The 26,108-nt window shown below is 66.5% G+C and carries 31 protein-coding genes; 12 read left to right on the top strand and 19 right to left on the bottom strand.

Annotation, left to right across the window (positions count from 1 at the left end; genetic code table 11):
- Positions 1-7 precede the first annotated feature (7 nt).
- Entirely contained in the window at positions 8-160 is a 153-nt protein-coding gene (locus tag R3F42_07115; protein ID MEZ5541797.1) for a hypothetical protein, read from the top strand.
- Positions 161-181: 21 nt separating this feature from the next.
- On the opposite strand, the gene R3F42_07110 is transcribed toward R3F42_07115, so the two are convergent.
- From R3F42_07110 to R3F42_07095, 4 genes are all read right to left on the bottom strand, one after another.
- The gene (locus R3F42_07110) at positions 182-856 is read right to left on the bottom strand and encodes a 2OG-Fe(II) oxygenase family protein (GenBank protein MEZ5541796.1); all 675 of its coding nucleotides are present in this window, start codon (positions 854-856) and stop codon (positions 182-184) included.
- Between the two features lie 90 nt (positions 857-946).
- Positions 947-1,558, bottom strand: a complete 612-nt coding sequence (locus R3F42_07105; protein MEZ5541795.1) for an NAD(P)H-dependent oxidoreductase — start codon at positions 1,556-1,558, stop codon at positions 947-949.
- A 259-nt stretch (positions 1,559-1,817) separates the two neighbouring features.
- Complete coding sequence (locus R3F42_07100; protein MEZ5541794.1) at positions 1,818-3,170, bottom strand: Glu/Leu/Phe/Val dehydrogenase; 1,353 nt, start codon at positions 3,168-3,170, stop codon at positions 1,818-1,820.
- A 58-nt stretch (positions 3,171-3,228) separates the two neighbouring features.
- On the bottom strand, positions 3,229-3,894 hold the full coding sequence (locus R3F42_07095) for an energy-coupling factor ABC transporter permease (GenBank protein ID MEZ5541793.1): 666 nt from the start codon (positions 3,892-3,894) through the stop codon (positions 3,229-3,231).
- A gap of 363 nt (positions 3,895-4,257) precedes the next feature.
- Here R3F42_07095 and R3F42_07090 point away from each other — a divergent pair, with 363 nt between their 5' ends.
- Together R3F42_07090 and R3F42_07085 are read left to right on the top strand one after the other, a co-directional pair.
- On the top strand, positions 4,258-5,193 hold the full coding sequence (locus R3F42_07090) for a M23 family metallopeptidase (protein MEZ5541792.1): 936 nt from the start codon (positions 4,258-4,260) through the stop codon (positions 5,191-5,193).
- 90 nt (positions 5,194-5,283) lie between these two features.
- Positions 5,284-5,895, top strand: a complete 612-nt coding sequence (locus R3F42_07085; protein ID MEZ5541791.1) for a nuclease-related domain-containing protein — start codon at positions 5,284-5,286, stop codon at positions 5,893-5,895.
- Between the two features lie 43 nt (positions 5,896-5,938).
- Here the strand turns inward: R3F42_07085 and R3F42_07080 are convergent, their stop codons facing one another.
- Complete coding sequence (locus tag R3F42_07080) at positions 5,939-6,349, bottom strand: hypothetical protein (protein ID MEZ5541790.1); 411 nt, start codon at positions 6,347-6,349, stop codon at positions 5,939-5,941.
- 79 nt (positions 6,350-6,428) lie between these two features.
- On the opposite strand from R3F42_07080, the gene pdxH reads away from it, so the two are divergent.
- The 3 genes from pdxH (at position 6,429) to R3F42_07065 (ending at position 8,333) form a co-directional block, all read left to right on the top strand.
- Positions 6,429-7,073 (top strand): pyridoxamine 5'-phosphate oxidase, encoded by a 645-nt coding sequence (gene pdxH, locus R3F42_07075; protein MEZ5541789.1) that lies wholly within the window; start codon positions 6,429-6,431, stop codon positions 7,071-7,073.
- 133 nt (positions 7,074-7,206) lie between these two features.
- Positions 7,207-7,815, top strand: coding sequence for a hypothetical protein (locus R3F42_07070; GenBank protein ID MEZ5541788.1), 609 nt, complete (start codon positions 7,207-7,209; stop codon positions 7,813-7,815).
- Positions 7,812-8,333, top strand: coding sequence for a nuclear transport factor 2 family protein (locus tag R3F42_07065; protein MEZ5541787.1), 522 nt, complete (start codon positions 7,812-7,814; stop codon positions 8,331-8,333). Before R3F42_07070 ends, R3F42_07065 begins: the two co-directional genes overlap by 4 nt.
- 24 nt (positions 8,334-8,357) lie before the next feature.
- Here the strand turns inward: R3F42_07065 and R3F42_07060 are convergent, their stop codons facing one another.
- Positions 8,358-8,840, bottom strand: a complete 483-nt coding sequence (locus tag R3F42_07060) for a cyclic nucleotide-binding domain-containing protein (GenBank protein ID MEZ5541786.1) — start codon at positions 8,838-8,840, stop codon at positions 8,358-8,360.
- Between the two features lie 210 nt (positions 8,841-9,050).
- Here R3F42_07060 and R3F42_07055 point away from each other — a divergent pair, with 210 nt between their 5' ends.
- The gene (locus R3F42_07055) at positions 9,051-9,809 is read left to right on the top strand and encodes a hypothetical protein (protein ID MEZ5541785.1); all 759 of its coding nucleotides are present in this window, start codon (positions 9,051-9,053) and stop codon (positions 9,807-9,809) included.
- Positions 9,810-9,903: 94 nt separating this feature from the next.
- On the opposite strand, the gene R3F42_07050 is transcribed toward R3F42_07055, so the two are convergent.
- The 5 genes from R3F42_07050 to R3F42_07030 form a co-directional block, all read right to left on the bottom strand.
- The gene (locus R3F42_07050) at positions 9,904-10,341 is read right to left on the bottom strand and encodes a methyltransferase (GenBank protein MEZ5541784.1); all 438 of its coding nucleotides are present in this window, start codon (positions 10,339-10,341) and stop codon (positions 9,904-9,906) included.
- Positions 10,342-10,369: 28 nt separating this feature from the next.
- Positions 10,370-10,783, bottom strand: a complete 414-nt coding sequence (locus tag R3F42_07045) for a secondary thiamine-phosphate synthase enzyme YjbQ (GenBank protein ID MEZ5541783.1) — start codon at positions 10,781-10,783, stop codon at positions 10,370-10,372.
- A gap of 19 nt (positions 10,784-10,802) precedes the next feature.
- On the bottom strand, positions 10,803-11,204 hold the full coding sequence (locus R3F42_07040; GenBank protein MEZ5541782.1) for a hypothetical protein: 402 nt from the start codon (positions 11,202-11,204) through the stop codon (positions 10,803-10,805).
- A gap of 132 nt (positions 11,205-11,336) precedes the next feature.
- Positions 11,337-11,681, bottom strand: coding sequence for a thioredoxin family protein (locus R3F42_07035; GenBank protein ID MEZ5541781.1), 345 nt, complete (start codon positions 11,679-11,681; stop codon positions 11,337-11,339).
- Positions 11,678-12,451: an ATP-binding protein gene (locus tag R3F42_07030; GenBank protein ID MEZ5541780.1), complete on the bottom strand. Its 774-nt coding sequence runs from the start codon at positions 12,449-12,451 to the stop codon at positions 11,678-11,680. The genes R3F42_07035 and R3F42_07030 overlap by 4 nt, the downstream gene beginning before the upstream one ends.
- 109 nt (positions 12,452-12,560) lie before the next feature.
- Here R3F42_07030 and R3F42_07025 point away from each other — a divergent pair, with 109 nt between their 5' ends.
- Entirely contained in the window at positions 12,561-13,658 is a 1,098-nt protein-coding gene (locus R3F42_07025; protein ID MEZ5541779.1) for a mechanosensitive ion channel family protein, read from the top strand.
- A 28-nt stretch (positions 13,659-13,686) separates the two neighbouring features.
- Here R3F42_07025 and R3F42_07020 read toward each other — a convergent pair whose 3' ends face one another.
- Positions 13,687-14,697 (bottom strand): alcohol dehydrogenase catalytic domain-containing protein, encoded by a 1,011-nt coding sequence (locus tag R3F42_07020; GenBank protein MEZ5541778.1) that lies wholly within the window; start codon positions 14,695-14,697, stop codon positions 13,687-13,689.
- A 129-nt stretch (positions 14,698-14,826) separates the two neighbouring features.
- Complete coding sequence (gene rrtA / locus R3F42_07015; protein ID MEZ5541777.1) at positions 14,827-15,351, bottom strand: rhombosortase; 525 nt, start codon at positions 15,349-15,351, stop codon at positions 14,827-14,829.
- 429 nt (positions 15,352-15,780) lie between these two features.
- Here rrtA and R3F42_07010 point away from each other — a divergent pair, with 429 nt between their 5' ends.
- A complete protein-coding gene (locus R3F42_07010; GenBank protein ID MEZ5541776.1) occupies positions 15,781-17,820 on the top strand; it encodes an outer membrane beta-barrel protein in 2,040 nt (679 codons plus the stop codon).
- Positions 17,821-17,886: 66 nt separating this feature from the next.
- On the opposite strand, the gene R3F42_07005 is transcribed toward R3F42_07010, so the two are convergent.
- Complete coding sequence (locus R3F42_07005) at positions 17,887-19,017, bottom strand: cytochrome c peroxidase (GenBank protein ID MEZ5541775.1); 1,131 nt, start codon at positions 19,015-19,017, stop codon at positions 17,887-17,889.
- A 157-nt stretch (positions 19,018-19,174) separates the two neighbouring features.
- On the opposite strand from R3F42_07005, the gene R3F42_07000 reads away from it, so the two are divergent.
- Positions 19,175-20,359 carry a phospholipase D-like domain-containing protein gene (locus R3F42_07000; GenBank protein MEZ5541774.1) on the top strand — a complete coding sequence of 395 codons (1,185 nt, stop codon included), beginning with the start codon at positions 19,175-19,177 and terminating at the stop codon, positions 20,357-20,359.
- Between the two features lie 66 nt (positions 20,360-20,425).
- Here R3F42_07000 and R3F42_06995 read toward each other — a convergent pair whose 3' ends face one another.
- The 3 genes from R3F42_06995 to R3F42_06985 all read right to left on the bottom strand — a co-directional run bounded on the left by R3F42_06995 (position 20,426) and on the right by R3F42_06985 (position 21,828).
- Positions 20,426-21,058: a metallophosphoesterase family protein gene (locus R3F42_06995; GenBank protein ID MEZ5541773.1), complete on the bottom strand. Its 633-nt coding sequence runs from the start codon at positions 21,056-21,058 to the stop codon at positions 20,426-20,428.
- Positions 21,055-21,357, bottom strand: a complete 303-nt coding sequence (locus R3F42_06990; protein MEZ5541772.1) for a hypothetical protein — start codon at positions 21,355-21,357, stop codon at positions 21,055-21,057. The genes R3F42_06995 and R3F42_06990 overlap by 4 nt, the downstream gene beginning before the upstream one ends.
- 297 nt (positions 21,358-21,654) lie before the next feature.
- Positions 21,655-21,828: a hypothetical protein gene (locus tag R3F42_06985; GenBank protein ID MEZ5541771.1), complete on the bottom strand. Its 174-nt coding sequence runs from the start codon at positions 21,826-21,828 to the stop codon at positions 21,655-21,657.
- 328 nt (positions 21,829-22,156) lie between these two features.
- Here R3F42_06985 and dinB point away from each other — a divergent pair, with 328 nt between their 5' ends.
- Both dinB and R3F42_06975 read left to right on the top strand, forming a co-directional pair.
- Entirely contained in the window at positions 22,157-23,350 is a 1,194-nt protein-coding gene (dinB, locus tag R3F42_06980) for a DNA polymerase IV (protein ID MEZ5541770.1), read from the top strand.
- 146 nt (positions 23,351-23,496) lie between these two features.
- Complete coding sequence (locus R3F42_06975) at positions 23,497-23,685, top strand: hypothetical protein (GenBank protein ID MEZ5541769.1); 189 nt, start codon at positions 23,497-23,499, stop codon at positions 23,683-23,685.
- A 33-nt stretch (positions 23,686-23,718) separates the two neighbouring features.
- Here R3F42_06975 and R3F42_06970 read toward each other — a convergent pair whose 3' ends face one another.
- Together R3F42_06970 and R3F42_06965 are read right to left on the bottom strand one after the other, a co-directional pair.
- The gene (locus tag R3F42_06970) at positions 23,719-24,423 is read right to left on the bottom strand and encodes a type 1 glutamine amidotransferase (protein MEZ5541768.1); all 705 of its coding nucleotides are present in this window, start codon (positions 24,421-24,423) and stop codon (positions 23,719-23,721) included.
- Positions 24,424-24,457: 34 nt separating this feature from the next.
- Positions 24,458-26,107 carry a SagB/ThcOx family dehydrogenase gene (locus R3F42_06965; GenBank protein ID MEZ5541767.1) on the bottom strand — a complete coding sequence of 550 codons (1,650 nt, stop codon included), beginning with the start codon at positions 26,105-26,107 and terminating at the stop codon, positions 24,458-24,460.
- Position 26,108 lies beyond the last annotated feature (1 nt).

Raw genomic sequence — 26,108 nt, 5'->3', positions numbered from 1 at the left:
GGCGGCCATGTTTCTCGTCATTCCGGCGCAGGCCGGAATCCAGTATTGCGCGGGTTTTCTGGATGTCCGCCTGCGCGGGCATGACAATTCTCGTACTCCCGCGCGTACGCCGTACCGGTTGGCGGCAAGCGCCGCCTGCGGGATTTTGCGCGAACGCTGACTACGATCCGCCCTGGCGGGGCTACCCGCGGGTGCTGAACCAGCCGGTGATGCTCATGCGCGCACGGCGCGCGGGCAGCACCTCGTGCAGGAACCGCGCGCTCAGGAAGGTTGCGAGCGTACCGCCCGTCGGCAGGATATCCACATGCCGGTCGGGCACCTCGGCATCGGTATAGAGTCGCAGCTGACCGCCGTCGTCCGCCTGCCAGTCCGCATTGAGGTAAAGGATGCAGCTGACCCGGCGCGCACCGATGCCGATGAACTGGTCCAGATGCTTGCGGTAGTAGCTGCCCGGCGGATAGACCGCCTGATGGGCCTCGAACTCGAACAGACCCAGGTAGAGCGCGGCGTTGAGTGCCTGCCGCAGCCGCTCCAGTGCTGCCAGGTAGGCGCCCTGGGCCGCGCTGCACGTCTGCGGATCCAGCCAACGGACCCAGTCGGTGCGCACCTCGGGCCGGAACTCGCGCTGCGCGCCCCGACCGACGCCGGCGCGCCGGAAGGCACCGGATGTCCAGGCATCCGTCAGCTCCTGGCGCAGCACTGCGACCAGATCGGGTTCCAGAAAGTCCGGCGTCACGCTCCAGCCCTGCGCGGCGAGCGCCGCCACGGTCCCCGTCACCGGCGCACGATCCGCCGTCGGCCCGGCGCAACCGTCCGGACCGGCCAGAGGGGCTGGAATGGCGTTACTTTCCATCATGAGTGCAAACCGGACGGCACAGGGAAATCTGCGCGCAGGATTATGCAGCCGGATTCCGCCGCGCGCCATCCCCGCGTGCGGCAGGCGGCCCTACATGCCGTTCCTGAAGCGCTCCGTCGCAGTGGCACCGCTCGCGCGCACCTGACGCAGTGCCAGGGCGTACTCGCGCAGGATGCCCAGCGCCCAGGCGAGGCGCGCGCGGAAATACTCGTCGGCACTCGCGTTGTTGCTGGCACTGTCTTCGTTGAGAACCGACTCGACATGCCGGACGATGACCTGCTCCGGCAGGTAGCAGATGCGCGAATTCTTGTAACTGCTCATGCGCAGTTCGGCTACCGGGTAGGCCCCGCCGTCGCCAGCGGAAACGGTCACGATCAATGCCGGTTTGTGCCCCAGTTCCTGCTGACCGAAGAGCAGAAAGAAATTCTTCAGTCCGGCCGGCACCTGGCCGTGCCATTCCGGCGCCAGCACCACGAAACCGTCGCTCGCCGCCAGCTCCGCGCGGATCGGGTCGAGGCGCCGCTGCCATTGCGCGTCGCCGTCCCACACCCCGGTATCCCAGAGCGGCAGCGGATTGTCGGCAAGGTTTACCAGCGCGGTCTCCTCGCAGATTCCCTGTTCCAGCGTACGCTGGATGTGGCGCGCCACCTTGAGCGTTTGCGCCTCGGCGCGATGACTGCCGCTGATCAGCGTGATTTTCATGCCTGCTCCCTATCGTTATCGCTGCACAATGATCGGCAACAGTCTAACCGAACCCGGCCCGCAGGTGGCGGCGCCATGCCGGCGGATCGGTCGCGGGAACTGATGTGATAGGTGCAAGTCCTGCACGGTGTCTGCGGCACACGCTACCGCCCCCGCCCTGCCGAACAGCCTGGCGGCATTGCCGCAGGCGCTGCGCGAGCCAGCCGCGCTGAAACCGCCCGATCCAGCGGACAGACGGTTGCCGGCCGATCCCACCCGGCTAGGGCCAGATACCGCGCAACAGCGTCGCGTGCGTCACGCGCTCGATAGCGATAATCAGGGCCACGGTGCGGAAATCGGGCACCTCGACCGGCGGCTCCGACAGCACCCTGCCTTCCGGCTTCTCCTCGCCGACCACGAACGCCTGCCAGCGCCTGAACACCGTGTCCACGGCCGTCTGCATGTGCTCGCGCAGCTTCTCCATGATCCGGCCGGCGTCCCACTGCTCGTTGACCTGGTTCTGCACCCATTCGTAGTAACTGACCGTGACGCCGCCGGCATTGGCCAGGATATCCGGCAGCACATGTATGCCCCGGTCCCTGAGTATCAGGTCGGCCTGTGGCGTCGTGGGATTGTTGGCGCCCTCCACCACCAGCCGGGCCTTGATGTTGCGTGCATTGCCGGCGGTGATCTGGTTGCCGAGCGCCGCGGGCACCAGGATGTCGCAGTCCAGTTCCAGCAGTTCCGGGTTGGTGATGGTCATGGTGTCCGGCATGCCGACCACCGATCCGTGCTCGGCCTTGAACCGCGCCACCTCCTCCGGATCGAGCCCTGACGCACGGTGGATGCCGCCGCGACTGTCACTGATGGCGATGATGCGCGCGCCCTCGCGGCAGAAGGCGCGCGCCGCCACCGCACCGACATCGCCGCAGCCCTGGATCACCACGCGCGCACCGGCGATCTCCTGCAGGTCGGGCAGGAGGGCCTTGGACAGGAAGCGCTGGGTCGCGAAGACCACGCCGGTACCGGTGGCCTCGGCCCGGCCGCAGGCCCCGCCCATCTCGACCGGTTTGCCGGTCACCACCGGGCGGTTGTTGAAACCCGCGTGCAGAACATCATAGGTATCGAAGATCCAGGCCATGGTCTGTTCGCCGGTGTACAGATCCGGTGCCGGGATGTCCTTGTACGGACCGATCACGTCGAAGAGTTCGGAGGTGAACCGGCGCGTGATGCGGCGCAGCTCGGCCTCGCTCAGCTGCTTGGTGTCGCAGACGACCCCGCCTTTCGCCCCGCCGAACGGCAGGTTGACCAGCGCGCATTTCCAGGTCATCAGTTTGGCCAGCGACACGACCTCCTCCATGGTCACGTCCGGGTGGTAGCGGATACCGCCCTTGGCGGGGCCGAAGACGCGGTTGTGCACCACGCGGTAGCCGCGGAAGCTCTGCACCGAGCCGTCATCCAGCTCGATCGGAAAATTCACCGTGATCACCCGCTTGGGCTTTTTCAGGAAATCGATCAGACCGCGCTTCAAGCCCTTGACGTAGGCGGCCGCGCGGTCGAACTGTTGCTCGCTGATGGCTACGGGATCGAGATTCTCCGCCTCACGGCTGCAGTCGGGTTCGTTGCTGTCCATCGGTCGGGTTCCGGCAGGTGTTGGATACTCGCATTCTAGCGCGCTTCCCGGCGGCGGCTCACTTGCCCTGCAGGTACCAGCGGTCATGGAAGGTTGCCACCCAGGCCGGGCGGTAGGCCACGACCAGCGATAGCGCCGCGCCATTGAGGAAGCCTTCGCCGAACATCAGCATCGGCAGGATCACGAGAAAATTGTCTACCAGGGTGTCGCCGGGATGCACGGCGGCCAGTTGCTGGACCAGGCCGGAAACCAGCCCCGCCAGCAGGATCGACAGCGCCCCCGCCAGGAAGGCGTTGATGAAGACATAGATGAAGTAGTTGTGTGGCAGCCAGCGCTGGGACAGGTACAGCAGCATGCGCGTGAAGGTGATCGGTACCGCGCCCATGACGAGTGCATTCACGCCGAAGGCTTCCCACCCGGCCGCCCCCTGCCAGGTCGTTAGCGCCAGCACCATGCTGACGGCAAACAGCGCGAACTGCCACTCGAACAGGAGGGTCAGGCCGGTGGCACCCAGCAGGTGGTAGTCCAACCCGCGCTGAATCCCGCCATGCATGATCCACAGGAGCAGTACGATCACAATGGCACCGAAATGAACCTGCTGGGCCTCGCTGTCGCGAATCTTCCACCATGGCGCCGTGAGCAGGGCCAGTAACAGCAGCAGGACGTAGAGTACGGCCGCACCAAAGTGATAACTGCCCGGCAACAGACCGGCGGGAATGTCCATAGGCGGCTACTCTAGCGCAATGCAGCACCGGCACAAGCGGGCGGCTAAGCCATGCGCCACCGCGGCATGACCCCGGAAACGATGGGGGAATGCGCACGCAAGTCCGGCCGCCTGCCCGGATTGGTGCAGGCGAGACGTTGCCATAACATGAGGCGAATTCTCTATTTAAATCGCAACATATTGTTTTATCTTAATACTACAGTCATACCTGTCCTTTTGGACTATTTACCTCTATCCCCTTTGCGCCCTAGCCTATGGTCCAGAATGTGACACGACCTGCAGGTGACACGGGTCGGCTAGTGACAAACACCGGCGCGTTGAGTGCGTCAGACCGGAACGAAAAAAATAAATCGGGTACGCGCCATGCACCAGGCATTCAATACCATTCTCCTTACCAGCCGCTACGGTCGTGTCCATAGTCTTACCTACAATCCGCGGCATGCGCTCTTCCTCGGCAGCGCCGTCCTGGTCAGCCTGCTCGGCGCCATACTCTACAGCGGCTTCACCCTCGGCGTGAGACTCGAGGCCCACCGCCAGCTCGGCGCGGTCGAACAACTGCAGCAGTTGACACGGGAACAGCAGCATCAGATCGAGCAGAACCGCCGCAGCGCACGCGATCACCTGGATGCGCTGGCATTGCGGCTCGGCCGCATGCAGGCCCAGTTGATGCGCCTGGACGCGCTGGGCAACCGCCTGGTCTCACAGGCCGACCTCGACGCCAGCGAATTCGATTTCACCATCGCGCCACCGGTCGGCGGCCCGCACGAGGGCTCGACCCTGTCCGCGACCACCGTGCCCGACTTCCTTGGCATGATGGATGAACTCGAGCTGTCCGTTAACGACCGCTCCCAGAAGCTGGGGGTACTCGAGCAACTCATCATGAACCGCAACCTGCACGAACGCGTGATGCCGTCCGGCCACGCCGTCGAACAGGGCCTGCTATCCTCCAAGTTCGGCCAGCGCATCGATCCGTTCACCGGCAAGATGGAACAGCACAAGGGCATCGATATCGCCGGCAAGGAGGGTTCGGACGTCCTGGCTACCGGCGACGGCGTGGTGATGTGGGCCGGCAGCCGGAGCGGTTACGGCAACATGGTCGAGATCGACCACGGCAACGGCATCGTCACGCGCTACGGACACAACAAGGAACTCCTAGTCGCGGTCGGGGATACCGTACGCAAGGGTCAACCGATCGCGCTGATGGGTTCCACCGGGCGCTCCACCGGACCGCACGTGCACATCGAGGTGCTGCGCGACGGCAAGCAGGTCAATCCCGCGCAGTTTCTGAGCAGCAACTAGACCCTATCCCAGCATCCCGCGCGCGGCAGCTTCGTCCCGACCGGACGCTTGCCCTATAATCACGCCCCGTCAATCTAGGGACCGGGATACATGCCTGAGACGCTACAGAACCTGCTGCGAGCCGTACCGCTGTCATCCGACCAGCTCTACCTTCTCCTCGGCGTGGCGGCCGGCATCGCCGCGCTGCTCTACGCCGCGCGCGAACGGCTGTTCAACTGGCGCGAGGAACGACGTCTTAAGCGCGCGCTGCGGCGCCTCGGCGCGCGGGCGCTGCACGATATCGCCCTGAACGACGGGACGGGTGGCGAGGTCGCCATCGATCACCTGCTGCTGACCGCCGAAGGCGTGCTGGTGGTGGGTGTCAAGCGATTCAGCGGCGTCATCTTCGGCGGCCCGCAGACCGACCAGTGGACCCAGGTCATCAACCGCTGCAGCTACAAGTTCCCCAATCCGGACGACTACCTGCAACGCCAGATCGAGGCCATCCGGCTGCTGGCGCCCGGGATCACGGTCAGCGGCATCCACCTGTTCACCCACGGTGCGACCTTCCCCAAAGGCAAACCGCTTAACGTGCTGCTCGCGCGCGAGGTACGCCAGCAGGCGCCGCGTCTGCGCCGGATACCCAAACCCCTGCGCCAGGCCTGGAACCAGCTCGTCAGGGACCTGCCCGGGCACGCGCCGGCCAGCCCCGAACCGCGCTGAGCGCCGGCCGCGCCGGTCGCGCTTACCGGCAAACCCGCGCATCTCAGTTCTGCCAGACGGCGATACCCTGCCGGCGCAACCACACGGCGAGCGCCCGCTCGCGCGCCGCATCGTCGAGCCCTGTCCCGTCGAAACCCTCCAGCAGTTCCTGCGCCAGTTCCACACCATAGCGGTGCGGATACTTGCTGCTACGGTAACCGAGCACGTGCTGCTCGAAACGGACACCGGGCTCATGTACGGTCATGCCGACGTAGACACACGGCATACCCTCGATGTACCCCGGGTTCTCCTGACGGAACTCGCGTATCCAGAGCACTTCCGGATCGAGCGTGATCACATACAGGTTACGCGGCTTGCCGCGTCTGGCGGCCGCCCGCGCCTGTGCCTGCCATACCCGGATCCTGCGGTCGCGCTCGAGGTCGTCCATAGCCGGATGATACGCCCGCTCAGTCACGGCCGTCCGCCGCACCCTTTATTCCGGGCCGCAGTCCCTATATCGTAGGCACCCCGTTAGCTGCCGACCGAGTACCGCCATGCCAGCAAGCCCCGACGAACTCCGCGACCGCTGGATGGCAGAGGGACTGTCACGCGAAACCCTGGAGCCCGATCCGTTCCGGCAGTTCGAGCTGTGGTTCCGCCAGGCGATCGACTCCGGCATCGCCGAACCCAACGCCATGACCATCGCCACGGTGGATGCGCAGGGACAACCCTGGGTGCGCACCGTGCTGCTCAAGCTGTACGACACCGAGGGCTTCGTGTTCTTCACCAACTACGAGAGCGACAAGGCCCGCCAGATCGAGGACAACCCGCGGGTGGCACTGCTGTTCCCGTGGGTGGCGCTCGGCCGGCAGGTCAAGATCGGCGGCATGGCGGCGCGGATACCGACCGCGGAATCGCTGAAATACTTCGCCTCGCGCCCGCGCGGCAGCCAGATCGGCGCCTGGGCCTCGCCGCAGAGCCGGGTTATCTCCTCGCGCTCGCTGCTGGACGCCAAGGTCGACGAGATGAAGCGCAAGTTCGCGCGCGGCGAGATCCCGCTGCCCTCGTTCTGGGGCGGCTACCGGGTCGTGCCGGCGAGCATGGAATTCTGGCAGGGCCGTGAGAACCGCCTGCATGACCGGTTCGTCTACACCCGGCAGGCGGACGGCCATTGGGAGATCGAGCGCCGCGCGCCCTAACCGGTACGCACCGCCCCGGCGCGGATACGCGAACGGCCGCCTACCCGCTGCACTGCGGGCGGTCTAAAATAAGCGGTGGCAGCGACCGACTTCCTGACCAACGCACGCGACATGCCCAGTGCGAGGCCGGCAGATGCAGCACCCGGAATTCACCGTTACCGATCGTACCCGCGCCGGCGCCGTCATCGCCTTCATCGCCGACCGGCTGTCCGGTTATGACCTGGAGCTGCTCGACTGGGTCCGGGTCAGCCCCATGACCGCCACCCAGCACCGTCCGCCGCTCGCCGGCCAGTGCCCGCCGCTCACACTCAGCACCTGCTGGACCCCGCGTGAACCGGGCACCGCAGCCGATCCGCCCCTGCCCCAGCACAAGTACCGGATCAAGGTCTACGTGTGGCAGGGCCCGGATTACCCGGCCGAGGAAATGCACTGGGGTCGCATCCCGCCACGCCCGATCCGGCGGCGCAGCATACCCGACCGCTACACCACGCGCGGGCTGTGCCGCTGGAGTTATCCCGACCGGATGACCGCGACCGTCCACGGGCTGGCCCGCGCACTGTTCCTGTACCTCGCCGGCACCCGCCAGCTGACCCAGAACGCAAGCGAGAGCAATGCCAGCGCCTGGGGTCATCGCTGGGCGGCGGAATGGCTGCGTCAGCAGGGCCAGCACGGCCCCGCCGAGGCCCTGGTCACCCAGTTGATGGAGTGGACCCTGATCCAGAGCAAGGGCCTGTATACGTGAGGCTGCGCCCACTGCACGTGCTGCCGCTGCTGGCCCTGGTCCAGGCAGCGGCCTGGCTGCTGCTGCGCGACAGCGAGCAACAGCGCGTCCTGGAGCGGCTCGAACAGGTGCGCGCCCTCGCCTCGTTCGACGCGCCGGAGAGCGCGCTGGCGCAGCTCAACCGCGCACGCCGGCTCGGCGCGATGTTCACCGCACAGACCCGCTACGACCTGACGACACTGGATTACGGCGTCACCGAAATCGCCAGCCGCGAGGAACTGATCCGCAGGATCGCCGCGGCCCGCAGCCGCCTCAGCGCCCTCGAGCTGACCCTGCTCGCACCCGTCGTGCAGATCGAGGGCGACCGCGCAACCGTCGAGCTCACCGGCACGGCGCTCGGCACGCGCCGTGATGGCGATGGCCGCTTCATGGACGTGCACAGGGTGGAGATCGCACTGGTCCGGCAGGACGGCGCATGGCTGGTGAGCGGCGGCCGCCATCTCCGCGACGAGCGCACCGCCTTCAGTGGCAGCGAATGAACCGGCCGGACCAGGGAACCGGCGTCAGTAACGTCCGCCGGTCTTGGTGATGTAGTTCGAAAGCTGCTGCGATTCCGCATCCATGCGCATGAGATTGGCATGGGTCTGGCGGAACAGCCCGCGCATGAACTTGTAGACGATCCGCGGATGCGAGGCCAGCAGCGACTCGAAGACGTCGGGTTCGAGCGTGAGCACCGTGGCGCTGCCCGTGGCGCGCAGGGTGGCCTGGCGCGGGCTGTTCTCGACAAAGGCACGGGTACCGGCACACTCGCCCGGTTTCATGCTGTACAGCGCCGCTTCCTTGCCCCCGACGGTGCCGAAGACCGTGACCTTGCCCGACATGAGGATGAACAGTGTGCTGCCGGTGTCGCCCGCACGCACGAGATCCTCGCCCTCGCGCAGCGCGCGCCGCCCGGTCAGGCCGAGCAGAACGGCGCACTCGTCCGCATCGAGGTCCTTGCCCAGCAAGGAATTGACCAGGATTTCGCATTCAGTGGTGGTCGCCATGAGATTTGCCCCCGCAAGGTATGGCCCTGTGCTGCAGCAGTATACGCTGCGTACCGGTCGCGGTGCCATGACCGGCTGCGCGCCGGCTGCTGCGGCAGCGTCAACACGTCGTCGCGGCAAGGCCACGGGCGGGCCGGGCTGGCATATAATCGGGCAAGACCGGCGGTCAGCTCCCGCCGGCGTCACCACTCAGTTCACGGTTGCCATGGCATGAGCATCGCGCGGTTTCCGTTCCGGTTCCTGTGGCTGACCCTGCTGCTGTTCAGCCAGGGGCTGGTCGCGGCCGATCTCGCCACCCTGCTGGAGCGGGTCGGCACGGCCTACGGCGGCAGGCAGCAGCTCGCCACGGCGACGGCCTTCGAGCAGTACGGCACGACCGTATCCGCCATGCACCGGCAGCCCGGACGCATCCACCGCGCCTTCCAGTACCCCGACCGGTTGCGTATCGACGTGCGTTACGGCGAGGATGACCGGGAACTGCGGGTGCTGTCCGGTGCCAGTGCCTGGCAGCAGGGTACGCCGGTGACCGGCGCCCGCTACGATGCGATGCTGTTGCAGGCCGCACGCCTCGGCCTGCCCGGCACCCTGCTCGATCACCGTGACCGGGTCAGCGACGGCGGCTTCATCACTGCCCGCGACGGCAGCAGGCTGCGCGCGCTGGAACTGCCGTTTCACGGCGGCCTGCGCCTGATCGCCGGGGTCGACCCCGACACAGGCCGCATCGTGGAGTCGCGCGGCATTATGGCGACGGCGGCGGAACACGACCTGGAGTTCGCCACCGTGTACAGCGATTTCCGTACGGTCGGCGGCCGGCTGTTCGCATTCGAGGAGACGCATTACGCCATGGCGGGTGTCGTGGGGCAGACCCGGCTCGACCACGTCGAGGTCGTGCAGCAACTGCCCGAGGAACTGTTCGACGGCACCCTGCCGGACCGGCCCGGACCCGACCAGCACCTGGCCCGGCGCTGATTGCCACCACCCCGCGCGCGATCCCGCGCTGGCGCAGCTGTCCACGCGCCGGAGCGCCACGTAGCAGCCGCGGGAGGGAGTTATGAGACAGGTTCTAGAACAGCCCGGGCAGCAGGCGCGCGGTGCGCCGCATGTAGTCGGCATAGTCCGGAAACCGCGCCAGCAGCAGGCGTTCCTCGAGCAGCACCTTGCCCGTGACGGCCGCCGCGACCAGCGCCAGTCCGGCGAGATTGAGCCAGTGCGCGTTGTACAGGGCGATCCCGAGCATCGTCAGCAGCAGGCCGAGATACATGGGATGCCGGATGTAACGGTAGGGACCGGCGGTAATCAGCTGCGCCTGCGCCTTCGGTTGCGGATAGATGCCGAAATTACCGGGACGGTTGTAGCCGAGCGTCACGACACCCACACCGAGCCCGAGCACGCAGGCCAGCAGCCAGCAGGGGCTGCCCGCCGGATCGAGGCCCACCGGAAAACAGCTCGCCCCGATACCGGTGAACTGCATAAGGACGAGCATGTGGGCCAGTATCGGCATGGTCGGTAACGTGCACGGCAGGCACGGTTCAGCAGTGACTGTCGGGTATGACCGTGCAGACGATGTTGCGTTCGCTGCGCGGCCCGTCGAACTCGCAGAAGAAGATGTTCTGCCAGCGCGACAAGCCGAGCCTGCCGTCGATCAGCGGAATGGTTTCCGAGGGTCCGACCAGGCCGGACTTGAGGTGGGCGTCGCCGTTGCCGTCCTGCCGGTCGTGCAGCCAGGCCCCGCGCGGGATCAGCTGCGCCAGCAGGTGCACCACGTCGGTCTGGACGCTGTCGTCCCAGTTCTCCTGGATCATCACGGCGGCCGTCGCGCCCTGGGCATACACGCTGACCAGGCCGTCACGCACCCCGCTGCGCTGTACGCAGGCCTGCACCTGGCCAGTGATATCCACCAGTTCCTCGCGCGACCCGGTGCCGATGGTGATGATCTCGCGCACCGGCCTGCCCCGCGTCCGTTCAGGCGCCGACGCCGAAGTTGCGCAGCGCGGTGCGGAAGGAATTGAACGGGCTCATGATCGCATCACCGACGAGAATGGCATAGCCGAACCAGTGAAAGAAGGTCGGCGCCTGGCCCAGCTTGAAATACAGGTAACACAGCAGCGCCGTCGCCACGATCACCCCGGTCACGGCGGTGAGGGTGTCGACGAGGAAGGTCGCCGTGCTGATGTCGCCGGACTTGAAGAATTCCAGGAACAGCACCAGTACGCCCAGGGCGATGAAGACATAGCCGGCCACACCGCCCAGGTCCAGCCGGATCAGGTGCGCCGTCACCAGATAGGCAATGATCAGGAAGGTCCAGGGAATCTTGTTGAATGCACGGGTCTTGGAGCTCTGGATGGTGATGTTGTTGTCAGACATGAATGTCCCCCTGTACTAGGCCGACCGTTGCCGAGGAAACCCCAGGTTAGCGAGGCTGTGGCATGCGATTATCAGCCAAAAACCGCAGCCGGGCCACTCCCGGCCGGCAGCGCCGCCCGCGGACACGCCGGCTCAGTCAGCGGCGCCACCCGCGCGCCACAGGGCGACCGGGCGTTCGAGCTGGTGCCGGAGCTGCTGCAGGCCGAACGCGCGTGCCGCCTCGACCACCATGCTGCCGTCGAGGTACACCTGCAGCACCGGCAGGCTGAAGATGCCGTTCTGGGCACAGAGCGCGGGTGTACGCGCACAATCGACGTAGACGCCGTCGAATTCAGGATATTCGCGCGTCAGCAGCGCATCCAGCTGCGGTCGCAGCACGCCGCAGACCTGGCAGTGTGCCGTACCGTACAGGACGAACACCGCACCCGCGCTCCGCAGGCGTTGCAGCTCGCCGGCATCCGTGACGCTGCGCATCATGCCCCGCTGGCGCGCGCGGCGACCGGCGCGGCGGAGCGCGGCTGCCCCGCGCGCATCAGCGGCTTGAGCGCAGTCAGCAGGGAACGGAACAGCAGCCGGTTCTGCGCCTCCTCCGCCGCGAGCAGGTCCTTCATGTGCTGGCGCTGGGTCGGCTTGGAAAAACAGGCCGGGCACGAGTCGGCGATCACCGGCAAGCCCGCGGCGGCGGCAAAATCCCGCGTCTGCCGCTCGCGCACATAGGCCAGCGGCCGGATGATCCGCAGGTCACCGTCATCGTTGACGTAATGTGCCTTCATCGTCTGCAACCGGCCGCCATGAAACGCCGACATCAGGAAGCTCTCCGCCATGTCGTCAAGATGCTGCGCCAGTGCGATCACGTTGTAGCCATGCACGCGCGCGGTCCGGTACATGAAGCCGCGCTTGAGACGCGAGCAGAACGCGCAATAGGAATCACGCCCCATGTGCGCGCGGGCAAGTTCCATGATCGGTTCGCGCACGTAGTGGTAAGCCACGCCCAGTTCGGCAAGATACGGTATCAATGGCGACGGATCGAAATCCCCGGCCATCGGGTCGACCGTCATCGCGCCCAGTTCGAACGCCAGCGGCGCCCGACGCTGGAAATGGTGCAGCAGGTGCAACAGCGACAGCGAATCCTTGCCGCCTGAAAGTCCCAGCAGGATACGGTCGCCGGCACGGATCATGTCGAAATCGGCGATAGCGCGCCCGGCCTTCGCTGCCAGCGTCCGCGACGGTGTGATGAATTCTGCCATTGGCGTCAATAATGCCAGAAAATCGCGCCACGCGGGCATGTCCGCTCGCGGCTCGGGTATACTGCACCTGCCGCGTCACGACAGGCTGCAGGACCCACAAGGCAAGCGGATGGAATTCATAGACACCGAACTGCACGTCATCCTGGACTACACCCTGCTGGACAACCCGGTGCGGAACTGGCTGATCGCACTGGCGATCACCACTGCCGCGCTGGCCGCGCTGTATCTGATCAAGCGCCTGGGACTGGCACGCCTGAACGCCTTCGCGCGCCGGACGGAGAACGGCTGGGACGACGCCGCCGCGGCGGCGCTCGCGCACACCCGCAACCTGTTCATCCTCAGCGTTGCCCTGTTTCTAGGCTCCCTGTTCCTGAATCTCGCCGTCGACTACCGGCTGCTGGTCTCGCGCGTCGCTGCCATCGCCCTGCTGCTCCAGGGCGGCTTGTGGTTGAACGGCCTGGTCGTGTTCCTGCTCCGGCAGGACCGGGAGCGGCGCCAGCGCAGCGACCCCGCCAGCGTGGCTGCGGTCAACGCCATGGGCTACATCGGCCGCCTCGTCCTCTGGGCGATCGTCCTGCTGCTGGTGCTGGAAAACCTGGGTGTCGACGTGACCGCCCTGGTGGCGGGCCTGGGTGTGGGCGGCATCGCGGTCGCCCTGGCGGTGCAGAATATCCTCGGCGACCTGTTCGCCTCGCTCTCCATCGTGCTCGACAAGCCCTTCACCATCGGCGACTTCCTGATCATCGACGGACACATGGGCAGCGTGGAGAACATCGGCCTGAAAACCACGCGTATGCGCAGTCTGTCGGGGGAGCAGCTGGTGTTTTCCAACGCCGACCTGCTCAAGAGCCGGATCAGGAACTACGGCCGCATGTTCGAGCGGCGCGTGGTCTTCACCATCGGCGTGACCTACCAGACACCGCGCGACAGTCTGGCGCGCATCCCGGACATGATCCGGGCCGCGGTCGAGGCCCAGCAACCGGTGCGCTTCGATCGCTCCCACTTCCAGTCCTTCGGAGATTTCGCCCTACAGTTCGAAACGGTCTACTACGTGCTGAGCCCGGACTACAACCGTTACATGGATATCCAACAGGCGATCAACCTGCGGATCTGCGCCGAATTCGAGCAGGCAGGTATCGAGTTCGCCTATCCCACCCAGACGCTGTACATCACCCAGGCCGCAACGCCGGCGCCGACTAACGGCTGACACTGCCGGCGTGCGCTGACCCAATCGATCACGCCAGCACCAGCACCTTCGCGCCGCGCACCGGTTCCGTCTTCAACTCGTAGAGCGCGCGATTGGCCTCCTCCAGCCGGTAGGTGCGGACCTCGGGACGGATCGGGATGCGTGCGGCAATCGGCAGGAACTCCGCGATATCGTGGTGCGTGACGTTGGCCACCGACTTGATCTCCTTTTCCAGCCACAGGTGCTCGTGGTAGGAGAGCCGCAGCAGGTAGTCCTGATCACCGGCCTCCTTGCGGATGGCGTTGATGACCAGGCGCCCGCCCGGGCGCAGGCTGGCGAGCGCCTCCACGACCGGCTTCCAGGCCGGGGTGGTGTCGATGATGGCCTGCGCCGGCCGCGGTGCGCGCGCCTCGGTCGGGCCGGCCCAGTCCGCGCCCAGTTCCAGCGCGAACGCGCGCGCCGCGGCATCGCGCGCGAACACGTATACCGGCGAGGCCGGGTACAGGTGCCGTGCGAGTTGCAGCACGATGTGCGCGGAACCGCCGAAGCCGGTCAGGCCCAGCGGCGCACCGTTGGTGAGCTGTGCGAGTTTCAATGCCCGGTAACCGACGCTGCCGGCGCACAGCAGCGGCGCGGCCTCGGCATCGCTGAACGTGTCCGGGATCGGGCAGGCGTAGGCCTCGGGCACGGTGAGATACTCCGCGTAACCGCCATCGCGATCGCGGCCGGTGGCCGTGAACGCCGGGCTCAGATTCTCGTCCCGCCCACCGCTGGAGTGGTGGATCCAGCCGACCCCGACGCGGACACCCGGCGCGAAACGCGTGGCCCCGGGCCCGCAGCGGTCGACCCTGCCGATCACTTCATGCCCGGGCACCACCGGCAGCCGGGGTGGCGCGGTGCGTCCTTCGATCTCGTCCAGCTCGGTGTGGCACACCCCGCAGGCGGACACGCGGATGCGCACCTCGCCCGCCGCCGGCTCCGGCACGGGTAGATCCACGAGCCGCAACGGCTCCGGATGCTCGCGCAGCGCGGCGATACGGTCGATGACCATGGCCTTCATCCTGACCCTCCTGCGAACGCACGTGGCGCGCCGCCCGATAGCAAACACGCACTGACGGATAGTCGGTGAATCCGTTCGATGCCGCAATGCCGTCGGCCGATCGTGCCCGGAGGCGCGGAATCCCCGGAATTACGACGCCGGCGCAGACCCATCCTGGCCTGTCTGCCCCGTGCCATCGCGCCCGAGGAACCAGCCGCACAGCAGGCCGGCAGCGGCACCGTAGAGATGGGCATCCACGATCACGTTGCCGCCGGCGGCGGCGGCGCTGCCGGGCAGCGGGCCGAGCGTCTGTTCCCACAACAGCTTGCCGCCCGCCAGTAACAGCAGCACGACCGACATGCGGGTGTGACTGCGCCGCTCGGCCATGGCAGCGGCAGTGAGATATCCGTGCAGTATGCCGGACAGGCCGACATAGCGGCTGATTTCCGGATTCAGCAGCAGCAGCCCCGCACCCACCACAAGCGCACAGACCAGGGTGACGGCCAGCCAGGCCCCATCACCGATGACCGTCCCATAGATTCCCCACAGGAGCAACAGCGCGGCGATGTTCATGAGCGCGTGCGAACTGTTGAGATGGACGAAGGAACCGGTCAGCAGGCGCCACCATTGACCGTTAAGAATCGCGCCGCGCTCATAACACAACAGATCTTGCATACCGGATCCGGCAATGAATACAAGAACGGCAATGATTGCGATTATCAGCGGTAGCAACCCTGTGTGCAGGCCGCTGCCTGCCGCACCCGCCTGGCTGCTGCGCCTGACCATCCTAGCGCCGCGCACCGCGCGCAGGCGCTGCGCCTACACGGCGGGCAACGGCATCCCGCGGGCATGGATAAAGATTTGCCGGATTGATGAACATCATTGCGCCTTTTCTCCGTGCAGTAGCACTATCTTGCCACATCATCCGGTCAGTTCCTGCGACGCATCACATACCAACAGCGCGACCGGTTTGAGGGGCCCACCCATACAACCGATCATCAAGGGATAATAACCATGCATCTTTCAAACACGTGCCGCAGCCTCGCCATCCTGCTCGTTGCAGGTCTTGGCGCCGCAGTCTCGATGCCTGCAGCTGCAAAATCCATGTATGTAATCGCAAACATCAATGCGAATCCAACCCCCCTGCAGACTTACGATATCCAGGCCGCACCCACCTACCTGGTTTTCCAGGCCACCGCCAATGTGCCTGCGCTGGCCGGCGGTGCAGTCGGGCTCGGACTGGATGACGCCAGCGGGAAACTGTTCGTGACCTACGAAGGCAGCAACACCATCCAGCTCGTCGACGCGACCACCTTCAACGTGCTCGGCACGACGACCGCACCCGGCGCGAGCAATCTCGCCGGCATCGTCGTCGACCAGGGTAACGGCAAGGTCTACACCGTGGATCGCGAAACCAATCATCTGTACGTGTATTCCTGGACCGCCGCAACCGACACCCTGACACTCGACGGCGGCACCTTCAAGACACTGACCGGCGTTTCCCGGGCCAATGGCATCGCACTCGACGAAAGCAGGGGGCGTCTCTTCATCGGTGACCGCGACAGCACGACCGTCCAGTATTTCGGCACTTCATCCTTCACCGGGGCGAGCACCCTGACGGCGGCCGGCAGCATCGATCTCTCCTCCGAAGGCCAGACCGTGATGGGCATAGCGATCGACCAGGTACGCAATATCCTGTACACGGGTAACGCCTATCCGCCCTACGGCAGTTTGGGCAAGCTGGTCAAGCATGACCTGGGCTCGGGTGTTACCAGCGCCTATACCCTGCCGGACGCCGCCTCGGGCGACAATATCGTGGGCGTGGCAGTGGATGAGGTCACCGGCAATGTCTATACCACGACCGGCAACCAGGGTGTTGGCGGCACGGACACCGTGATCGTATTCGACTCGAACCTGGCGGTGCTCAAGAATGATGTCGGCGATATCGGGGATCCCACCGGTATTGCCATACCCAAGACCCAGGTCAGTTACAATCCGCTCAGTTTCACCAAAACCGACAGTCCCGATCCGGTTGCCAGCGGCAATGACCTGACCTACACGCTGTGCTACGACAATGCCGCCAATGCCTCGGCTGTCAACAATGTGCTGATCACCGACGACATCCCCGCCGGCACCACCTTCGTGTCCGCGACAGGCCCGTTCTCGACCACGCCCACCACGGTCACCTGGAGTGTCTCCTCCGTGGCCCCGAACGCAGCCCAGGTCTGCTACACACTGGTTGTCAACGTCACCGCGACTGATGGCTCCACCATCCTGAACAACGCGACCATAGACAGCGACGAAACCCCGCCCACCACGCAAAGCGCCAGCACCCTCGTCTCCGGCGAGGGCGGTGGTGGCGGCGACACCGGCGGCATCATCTTCACCGGCAAGGGCGAAGGCGCGGGCAGTGCCGGCCCCGTGGAACTGCTGCTGGGCCTCCTGGCCTTGCCGCTGATACTCGCACGGCGTCTCGGCCACGGCGTCCGCGCATTCCTCCCCGCCCTGCTGGTTGCAGCGCTGGCAGCACCGGTGAGCCATGACGCCATGGCCGGGAGCGGCGATAAGTATGCCGGCGCCGCGATCGGCGCTGCGCACACCAACGCGAGCCGCAGCGACTACGACAGCGATCTGCTGAATCTGGGTTACACGACCTCCTCGAGCATCGATCGGAATACCGCCGCGTGGTCGCTGTTCGCCGGCTACGGACTCAATGACATTTGGGACGTCGAGGCGGCCTACGTCAACCTGGGCGATGTCACCAGCACGACGCTGGTAAGCGCCCCACCGCTGACAACCGCCACGGCACAGCAGCAGTTCGTCGACGCTGCCGCCACGGTACACCCGTATTCGGTCGACGGCGTGTCTCTCACCGGGAAGGCGAACTGGCACGTGAACGACCGGTTTGCGCTGTTCGGCAAGCTGGGGCTGTTTGCGTGGAAGGCGGACATCCTGGTGCGCTGCTCAGGCTGCGCCACGAGCGTCAGCGCCCCCAAGGACAAGGTGGGAGTGGACTGGACCGCGGGACTGGGCGCTGCGTACAAGCTGTCTGACACGCTGGGGCTGCGCGCCGGTTACGACCATTTCGCGACGGATCGTGATGACGTGGATCTCCTCACCGTCGGCCTGCAGTACAACTTCTGACCTGGCGTTTCATGGTACTGGCCGGGCGGTATTCCGCCCGGCCTTTTTCATTCGTAGCGCCGTCACTCAGGGAACATAGCCATCCGTCAGCGTGTTCAGAAACGCGACGAGATCGCTCACCTCGCTCGGCGTAAGGCCGAGGTTCCCGGTCGACAGGGTGTCCATATTCTCCGCGACCTCCGGTTGCGGCCAGCAATCCTGCTGTATGCTGTCCGTGGGACATGCCGGCAGGACGTCCCGGGTGTTGTAGAAATTCACCACCTGATCCAGGGTCTGGAACACCCCGTTATGCATGTATGGCGCTGTCAACGCGACGTTGCGCAGGGTTGGCACCCGGAACTTGCCGTTTTCAGCCGTGGACAGAACGGTCGGGTTGAGCCCCAGCCCCAGGTCGACGAACGCCGTACCCGCCGGATTGAATTCCGGCGGCATCGTGTAGAAGGGGTTGTCGGGATTCTTCGGTACACCGATGTTGCTGTAGGCATGGTTAGTGAACAGGGGCGATTCATGACAGGTAAAACAGAGCCCCTTCCCGTCGAACAGGATGAAGCCCCGCCGTTCCTGCGCCGTAAGCTGCGCCTGGCCGGCGAGGAAATAATCGAATTTCGAGGTGAAGGGACTCAGCGCCGGCGTGCTCTCGAATGCCGCCAGCGCATCGGCCACCCGGTCAAAGGCTGCCTCGGCATCATCCAGGCTGGCGGCACCGTAGACCTGTTCGAACAACGCGGCATAACCAGCCGCGCGGATTTTGTCGATCACGCTTGACTTGTCGGGATTGGCCATCTCCAGCGGATTGAGAAACGGGGCCATGGCCTGCTGTTCCAGCGTAGCCGCCCGGCCGTCGACAAACTGACCGCCGACATACTCGCCTGCCGCAATCGTGCCAAACACCGGCGTCAGGGAAGCATAGGCGACCGTGGGCGCATTGCGGTTGCCGAACCTGCCGGCCACCGCGCCTTCCGAAACCGGACGCGTACTGTCCGTATCCGGATCTGCAAAACCGGCCTGGGCCACATGACAGCTCGCGCAGGCCTGGCCGGCGGGCTCGGACAGGTTCGTGTCAGCAAAGATCCTGCCGCCCAGTTCCGCTTTCAATGCCTGCAGATCCGCGGGATCCGGACCGCCCCCGCCGCCGCCGCACGCGGTCACCGTGCTCAGGGCCGCCAGCAGCGCCATCCCTTTGACCTTCCGGGTCATGCCTCACCTCCGCAAATGTCACTCCCTAACAGCAAGCAGTATTCAAATCCGATCTGGCCATGCCTTGGATGGATGATCCGGACATCAGTCTGGCGCGTGACCTGCCGCTATTTTCCCGTACCATCCCTACCGGCGCATCGATAAACATCAACCGCACATGGCCCGACGTCTGCAGTACAAGTTTCCCTGGCGGGATGGCAACCGCTTCGATCTCCTCGAGGACAGCACCGCGTTTCTGCCGCGCATGCTCGCGGCCATTGCCGCGGCCGAACATTACATCCTGCTGGAGATGTACCTGGTGGCATCGGGCACCGTCGCCAGCCGCATCATCTCCGCCCTGCTGGCAGCGGCCGGTCGCGGGGTTAGGGTGTACCTGCTGCTGGATGACTACGGCGCACTGCAGCTGAACGCCCGGGACCGCGCGCTGCTGGCACACCCCCTGATCGAGGTCGTCTACTACAACCCGCTGCCGTCGCGGAGCACGCTGTACAACCTCTACCGGATCGTGTGGAAGCGGCTCTACCACAGCCTCTACCGCAACCACCGCAAGTTGTTGCTGGTCGACGGCAGCACCGCCTTCACCGGCGGCACCGCCGTCACGGACGAGGTCGATTCGCCGTCCGCGCCCGCCCGGCGCTGGCGCGAGACCATGATCGAGATCCGCGGTCCGGTACTGGCCGACTGGCAGCTGCTGTTCACGGAAAGCTGGAACCGCTTCGCGCGCGTGCAGCTCGAGTTACCGGAGATCGTCCCCCGCGCCACAACCGGTGGCCGGCGCGGCCGGGTCACGGTGAACGCCGCGCGTCACCGCATGGGCGTACAGCGCTCGCTGTTGCGGCACATCGCGCGCGCCCGGCGGCGGATCTGGTTCGCCACCGCCTATTTCATCCCCTCGCGCGCCATCCGCAGCGCGCTGCAGCGGGCCGCCAGGAATGGTGTCGACGTGCGCCTGCTGCTGCCCGGCCCGGTCACCGACCACCCCGGGGCACGCTATGCCAGCCACCGCTACTACGGCCGGCTGCTCAGGCACGGCGTCCGCATCTACGAGTATCAGCCGCGCTTCTTCCATGCCAAGACGGTGCTATGCGACGACTGGCTGACGATCGGCTCCTGCAACTTCGACCGCTGGAACCTGCAGTGGAACCTCGAAGCCAATCAGGAGGTCGCCGACCCGGACACCGCCGCAGCGGCCGCCGCGCTGTTCATGCAGGACTTCGCCGACTGCGTCGAGCACACCGCCGGCAGCTGGGCGCGGCGCGGCTGGCCGGTGCGGATACTGACCTGGTTCTGGCGCGGCGCGGAACGGCTCTCGCTGCGGCTCCGCCAGCGGCGTGGCGGCTAGCATCCGGCGCACCATTTCGCACGCGCCGCACCGCAACCCGGCCTGCGCGCCGGGACCGCAGCCGGCTCAGTCCGCCCTGCCCTGCATGTACTCGTGCCAGCTCCAGTACGGCACGACGGGCCGACCGGAGAGCGGGATCAACTCCACCGCACAGTGCGGCAGACGCAGGATCGCGCAGGCGTGGTTGAAGGCGGAACTGCCCGGATTCACCACCAGCGTGCCACCGAGCTGCACGGCGAATACCTGATGGGTATGGCCGACCACCAGCACGTCGCAAGCGCAGTCCGCCAGCAGACGCTCCCAGTGCGCAGCCCGCTCCGGACGCACGGACCCGTCCGTTGCCAGCAGGCGGATGCCGCCGCCGGTACAGTCATCCGGTGGCTGCGCATGCACCATCCGCACGTGCCGTCCCGCCACGACCGTATCGATGACTGCGGGCAGGCCCTGCAGGTAGGTCGTGACCGGATCGGCGCCCGGACCGTCGTGTGCCGCCAGGTACCTCAGGTCGTGATTGCCGCGTACCGCGCGCACGCCGTGTGCACTCAGCAGCGCCACGGTCTCGGCGAGCTCCGCGTGGTAACCGGCGATATCCCCGGCGCAGAACACCTGCTGCACGCCTGCGCGCGCGAAGATTGCCAGCGCCTCGCGCACCGGCGCCGCGCTGGCATGCACGTCGCTGAGCAGGCCGATGGCGGTCATCCGCGCCCCGCCTCCAGCAACCCGCGCACCAGCACGTCCCATTCCGCGGCGAGACTCAGGTCCGCGGGAAACGTCGAGCCGGCGCGGCGGTGCCAGTAACGCGAATTCCACTCGTCGCCTTCCTTGCGGTGCAGATAGGCATGGACGCGCGCGGCCCGCGCGCCGGCCAGTTCCTGCACGATCGCGTGGGCGCCATCCCAGTCGCCGCGCGCCTCGTACCAGAGCGCGCGCAGGCACGCATCCAGCGCCTCGGGACAGCTGTCCTGCGCCAGACTTGCGAGGAATTCATCATAGTGCATCTGCTCGACCCGTGTGCAGGCGGGGCACCGCCAACCCGGTCATGATACCGGACCGCGATGCCCGCGCTTGGATATTCCGCACGGTGCGGGTAGCACGCGGGCGGCAGTCGTCCGGCTGCGGCGGCGTTCGGGATGCTCGGCGAATAACAGGATTTGCGCACTGCCGTCGCGGCGCGCTGGCACGATCAGGCGCAAGGCAATACCCACGGCTGGCGTGCGCACGCGGATGGCAACGGCGTGATGCTGGCCGCGCCTTGCACGGCGTAAAAAATCGTCGCGGCCGCGGGGAATGATGATTTAGTTATCGCCCCGATCCCGCTGCTCGACGCATCCGGCCTGCAGCCGATGCGGACACTGGCACACGTCAAGCACGTGGCATTCGAGCTCGCCGCATTCGAACTCGCAGTACGACAGCTCTTCCGGCACCTCCGCAACAGGATGCCTCAGCCAGTAGAAAATGCCCCCCAGCATGTCCCCCTCCACGCCGGCCGGGTCCCGCGTTGACGGTCACCGGCCCACTGTTATTGTTTGTGTGCGTGCGTGCAACACAGTATAGCCAATCGGGGCGAAATGTGCCGGAGTCCCGTCGCTTCGATACAAATAACAACAGATAAATAATATAAGTTTCTGTTTATATTATTTCATGAGCAAGCCGATCCGAACGCGGGGTTACCTGTCCAGCCGCGAGCCGGCCGCCGGGACGCCATGCCTGACACAGACGCAGCAAGCGCCGTGGTTGTACGCGAGGGATGCGGTTGCCGTGTTATCTTCTGCCCGTTCACGGCAACACCGAGCCAGCATGACCCACCCGCCACCAAGCCGCTGGATCGCCCATATGGACCTGGATGCGTTCTACGCCAGCTGTGAACAACGCGACCACCCCGAGTACCGGGGCAAGCCGGTCGTGGTGGGTGCACGCCCCGGCGGCCGGGGCGTGGTAGCCGCGGCATCCTATGAAGCCCGACGCTGCGGCATCCACTCGGCCATGCCGATCGCCGAGGCGTGGCGCCGCTGCCCGCGCGCGGTGTATCTGCGCCCGGACATGGCCCGCTACAGCGCCGTCTCGCGCCAGGTGTTCGAGGTGCTCACCACCCTGACACCCAGCGTGGAAGCCGCCTCCATCGATGAAGCCTACCTGGACGTGAGCGGCCTCGAACGTCTGCTGGGCAAGCCGGAAACCATCGGACACACGATCAAGCAGCGCGTCCACGCGGCCACCGGACTGACCGCCTCGGTCGGCATCGGCCCCAACCGGCTCGTCGCCAAGCTCGGCTCGGAATATCGCAAGCCGGACGGCCTGACGGTGGTCCGGCCGGAACAGGTGGCGGATTTCCTGGGACCGATGCCGGTAGGCAACCTGCGCGGACTGGGCCCGAAGGCCAGCCGGGCGCTCGCGCGTCTGGGCATTCGGCACGTTGCGCAGCTGCGCGCCACGCCGCTGTCGGTCCTGGAGCAGCACCTGGGCAGGCACGCTGCAGCGCACTTTCAGCGCCAGGCATTCGGCATTGCGTCTGACACGGTCGAACCCGACCGCGCCCGCAAGCAGATTTCCAAAGAGACGACCTTCGCCAGGGATACGAACGACCCTGCCGTGCTGCGCGACACCCTGCGCTGCCTGGCGGCCGCGGTGGCGGGCACCGCCCGACAGGAAGGCCTGGCCGGCAGCGTCGTCACGCTGAAGGTACGCTACGCCGGCTTCGATACCTACACCCGCCAGCGCCGGCGCAGCACGCCGACCTGCGATGAACGCGAAATCCTGCAGACGGCCTGGGCGTTGTTCCGGAGCGGCCGCCTGCCCGACCGGCCGGTCCGGCTGATCGGCGTCGGCATCAGCGACTGGTTGCCTCCCGGCAGCGCGCAGGCAGACCTGTTCGCACGCCCCGAACGCAGCGCCGCCGACCGGCGCCTGTTGCAGACCATTGACGCCATCAGCGCGAAATTCGGCCACGGCAAGCTGCAGCTCGGCCTGGCACGCAAGGACGGCAGCCGCTGAAGCGCCGCGGCTTAGCTATGCGCCATCACCTGTCACCGAGCAGGAACTGCGCGACCGCCGGCCCTTGCCGGTACCTCGGCAGCGGTGTAACGTGGATTGCGCATTGCCGGGCACCCGCCGCTCCCGGCGCCAGAACGGAGCTAACAATGAAACTCAAATACGAAGAAATCGAAGACAATTACGACGACACGACCAAGATCCGCACCATGACCGAACAGGCCGTGGTAAAAGGCCGCGGCATCCTCCTGCGCACCACCGTTTACAGTCCGCACGACCTGAGCGTGAGCGTCGTGTTCGTACCCAAGGGCAAACGCTTCGACACGCTTGTCAGCTGAGCCGGGCGGACGGACGCGTCGCCACCGCCGGCTCTAGCCGTAAACCCGGTCCAGCCAGCGCCCGAACACGACGTCGGCGATGCGGTGCAGCCGCGCCGTGCGCGCGGCCAGATCCGCGGTGATGACAGCCGCGGACTGCACGCAATCTGAGAGCACCTCGATATCGCCGCGAAAGCGCTGTGTCAGTCCGTGGACGGTACGCGGCATGATCTCGAGATGAAACTGGGTGGCGAGGATATTACCGTGGGCAAACGCCTGCCGCTCGGCACAGCGCCCGCGCAACAGCGCCACGGCGCCGGGCGGGAGGGTGAAGGTGTGCGCATGCCACTGGAACACCTCGAAGCGCGGCGGCAGGCCCGCGAACCATTCCGGCGCCGCGTTGCCCGCCACCTGTTCCACCGTATGCCAGCCCACCTCCAGCGTGTGATTGGGCGCGACACTGCCGCCCAGCGCCCTGGCGATCAGCTGCGCGCCGAGGCAGATGCCCAGCATCGGGATATCGCGCTGCAGCGCCCGCCGGATCAGCGCGAGCTCCTGTTGCATCCAGCCGGTTGGCGCGCTGACATTGCCGGCGCCGCCCATGAACACCAGCGCAGCCACCGCATCCAGGTCCTGCGGTACCGGCACGCCCTCGTCCAGGCAGACGACCTCGAACGGTATGCCGCGCGCCGCCAGCAACGTCCCGAGATAGCCGGGCGGCTCGCACATCACATGTCGAAAACAGCGTATCGGCTTCATTGCGGCAGTTCCGGCCGGGCACAGCGCCCGTGATTCACGCCTCCGGATAGGCGGGTTCTGTCGTCAGTCGTTCATCCTCCACCGCGGCGCCCACGGTGAAGTGATAGATATCCTGGAAGGTGTTGTCCGGCAGGCCCAGCAGGGCGTGCAGCGCATCGTCGAAGTAGCAACCGATGCCGGTGGCGCGCATGCCGGCGGCCTCCGCCTCCAGATACAGCAGCTGGCCGAGCATGCCGGCCTCCCAGTGCAGGCGCGGATAGAACCACGGCCCATACTGCCCCAGTGGCGCGCGGAAATGCGCCAGCATCGCCAGGCTGAAACAGCCATCGCTGGCGATGGCCTGATGGCATGCCAGTGCCCGGGCGGTTGCGCGCAGGTCCGCCTCCTGCAGGCAGTACAAGGGCAGCGCTGCCGGGCATCCCGGCGGCTGGTACCAGCAGGCCGCCTGTGCGATCGCCGCACGCAGCGCGGCGGTCTGCGCCGGATCACGCACCAGAAGGTACAACCCCGGCGCGAGACCGTCCACCCGGTGCACGAACACGACCAGGTGCACCTGCGGCGCCCAGGGCAGGCAGCTCCAGGGCAGCGCACCGGGTGCCGCAAGCGTGCGCTCCAGCATGCGGTAGAACGTGTCGCATGCGATCCGGCTCACCCCGTCCATGGCCACGGCGCTGCGCCGCTGCCGCAGCAGCGGTCGCAGCGGTACGGCGCGTGGCGGCGGTAGGAACGGCCGCGGCAGCATGACCCCACGCGCGTAGTCCGCCACACCGTGCGGCTTGCGTACGCAGGCCGCGATCGCGGCCATTCCCCAGGCGACGTGGGACGGGCTGAGCCGGTTCGGCGCACCCTGCCAGTCCAGTGCCGCAAATTCGTGCAGCAAGCCCGCATCGGGTCGCGGAAGCGCGGCCTGTGCGGCGGACGTTACCGGCAGGCAGGCCAGCAGCATATCCGGTTCCTCCGCCTCGGCAGCGGCGGCCTGGGCCGTGCCGAGCAGCAGACCGAGTTCGGTCGTGGCGACGGCATCGAGCAGCCGGATCCGCCAGCCCAGGCCGGCGGCGGCGATGCCCAGCGCCGCGAGTGCATGCCCCGCATCGAGCATGCAGTAACGGTAGGCGCGTGTGCCGTATTTCCAGGACTCGCGCCAGGGTATCGAGGTGAGCGCGAGAAAGCAGGTACCGTCGGGGAATCCGGCGCTGAGACGCTGCCAGAGCGCCGGCGTGAGGCAGGCCCGCTGCTCCAGGCCATGCGCGCGTGGCGCATAGTGATACACCGCCGGCGCAGCGCACAGCCCCGACACCGGGCCGCACACGAGATAGCCTTCGGTCGGGTGCAGGTTGCCGCTGGAGGCGTTGACGCGCAGTGCCCAGCGGTTCGTGCCGGCGCGTTTCCAGGCCGACAGCGCCAGGCTGTCGAAAAACAGCTGCGACAGGGTACGCAGGTTGACGGGCTGCGGCGCGGGCCCGGCATCCGGCGCGAACACGTCGTCGTAGCGCGGTGTGCCCGCAGGCGGGACGCGCTCGAGCAGGTGCAGGGGCGCCCCGCGATAGCGCCGGAACGGGTCCGGCTGGTTCGCCCAGTCCAGAAATCCCGGCCCCCTGGCATAGGCCCCGTGCGCGTGCTTGGTCGCCTCGTGATAGGCGAAGACCGGCTGCAGTTGCGCCGGCGTGCCGCTGGCATGATTCATG

It is taken from the genome of Pseudomonadota bacterium, from assembly GCA_041395565.1.
Taxonomy (GTDB): Bacteria; Pseudomonadota; Gammaproteobacteria; order UBA9214; family UBA9214; genus UBA9214.
The sequence above is the reverse complement of the archived record's forward strand: the minus strand, read 5'-3'. Positions and strand labels throughout refer to the sequence as shown.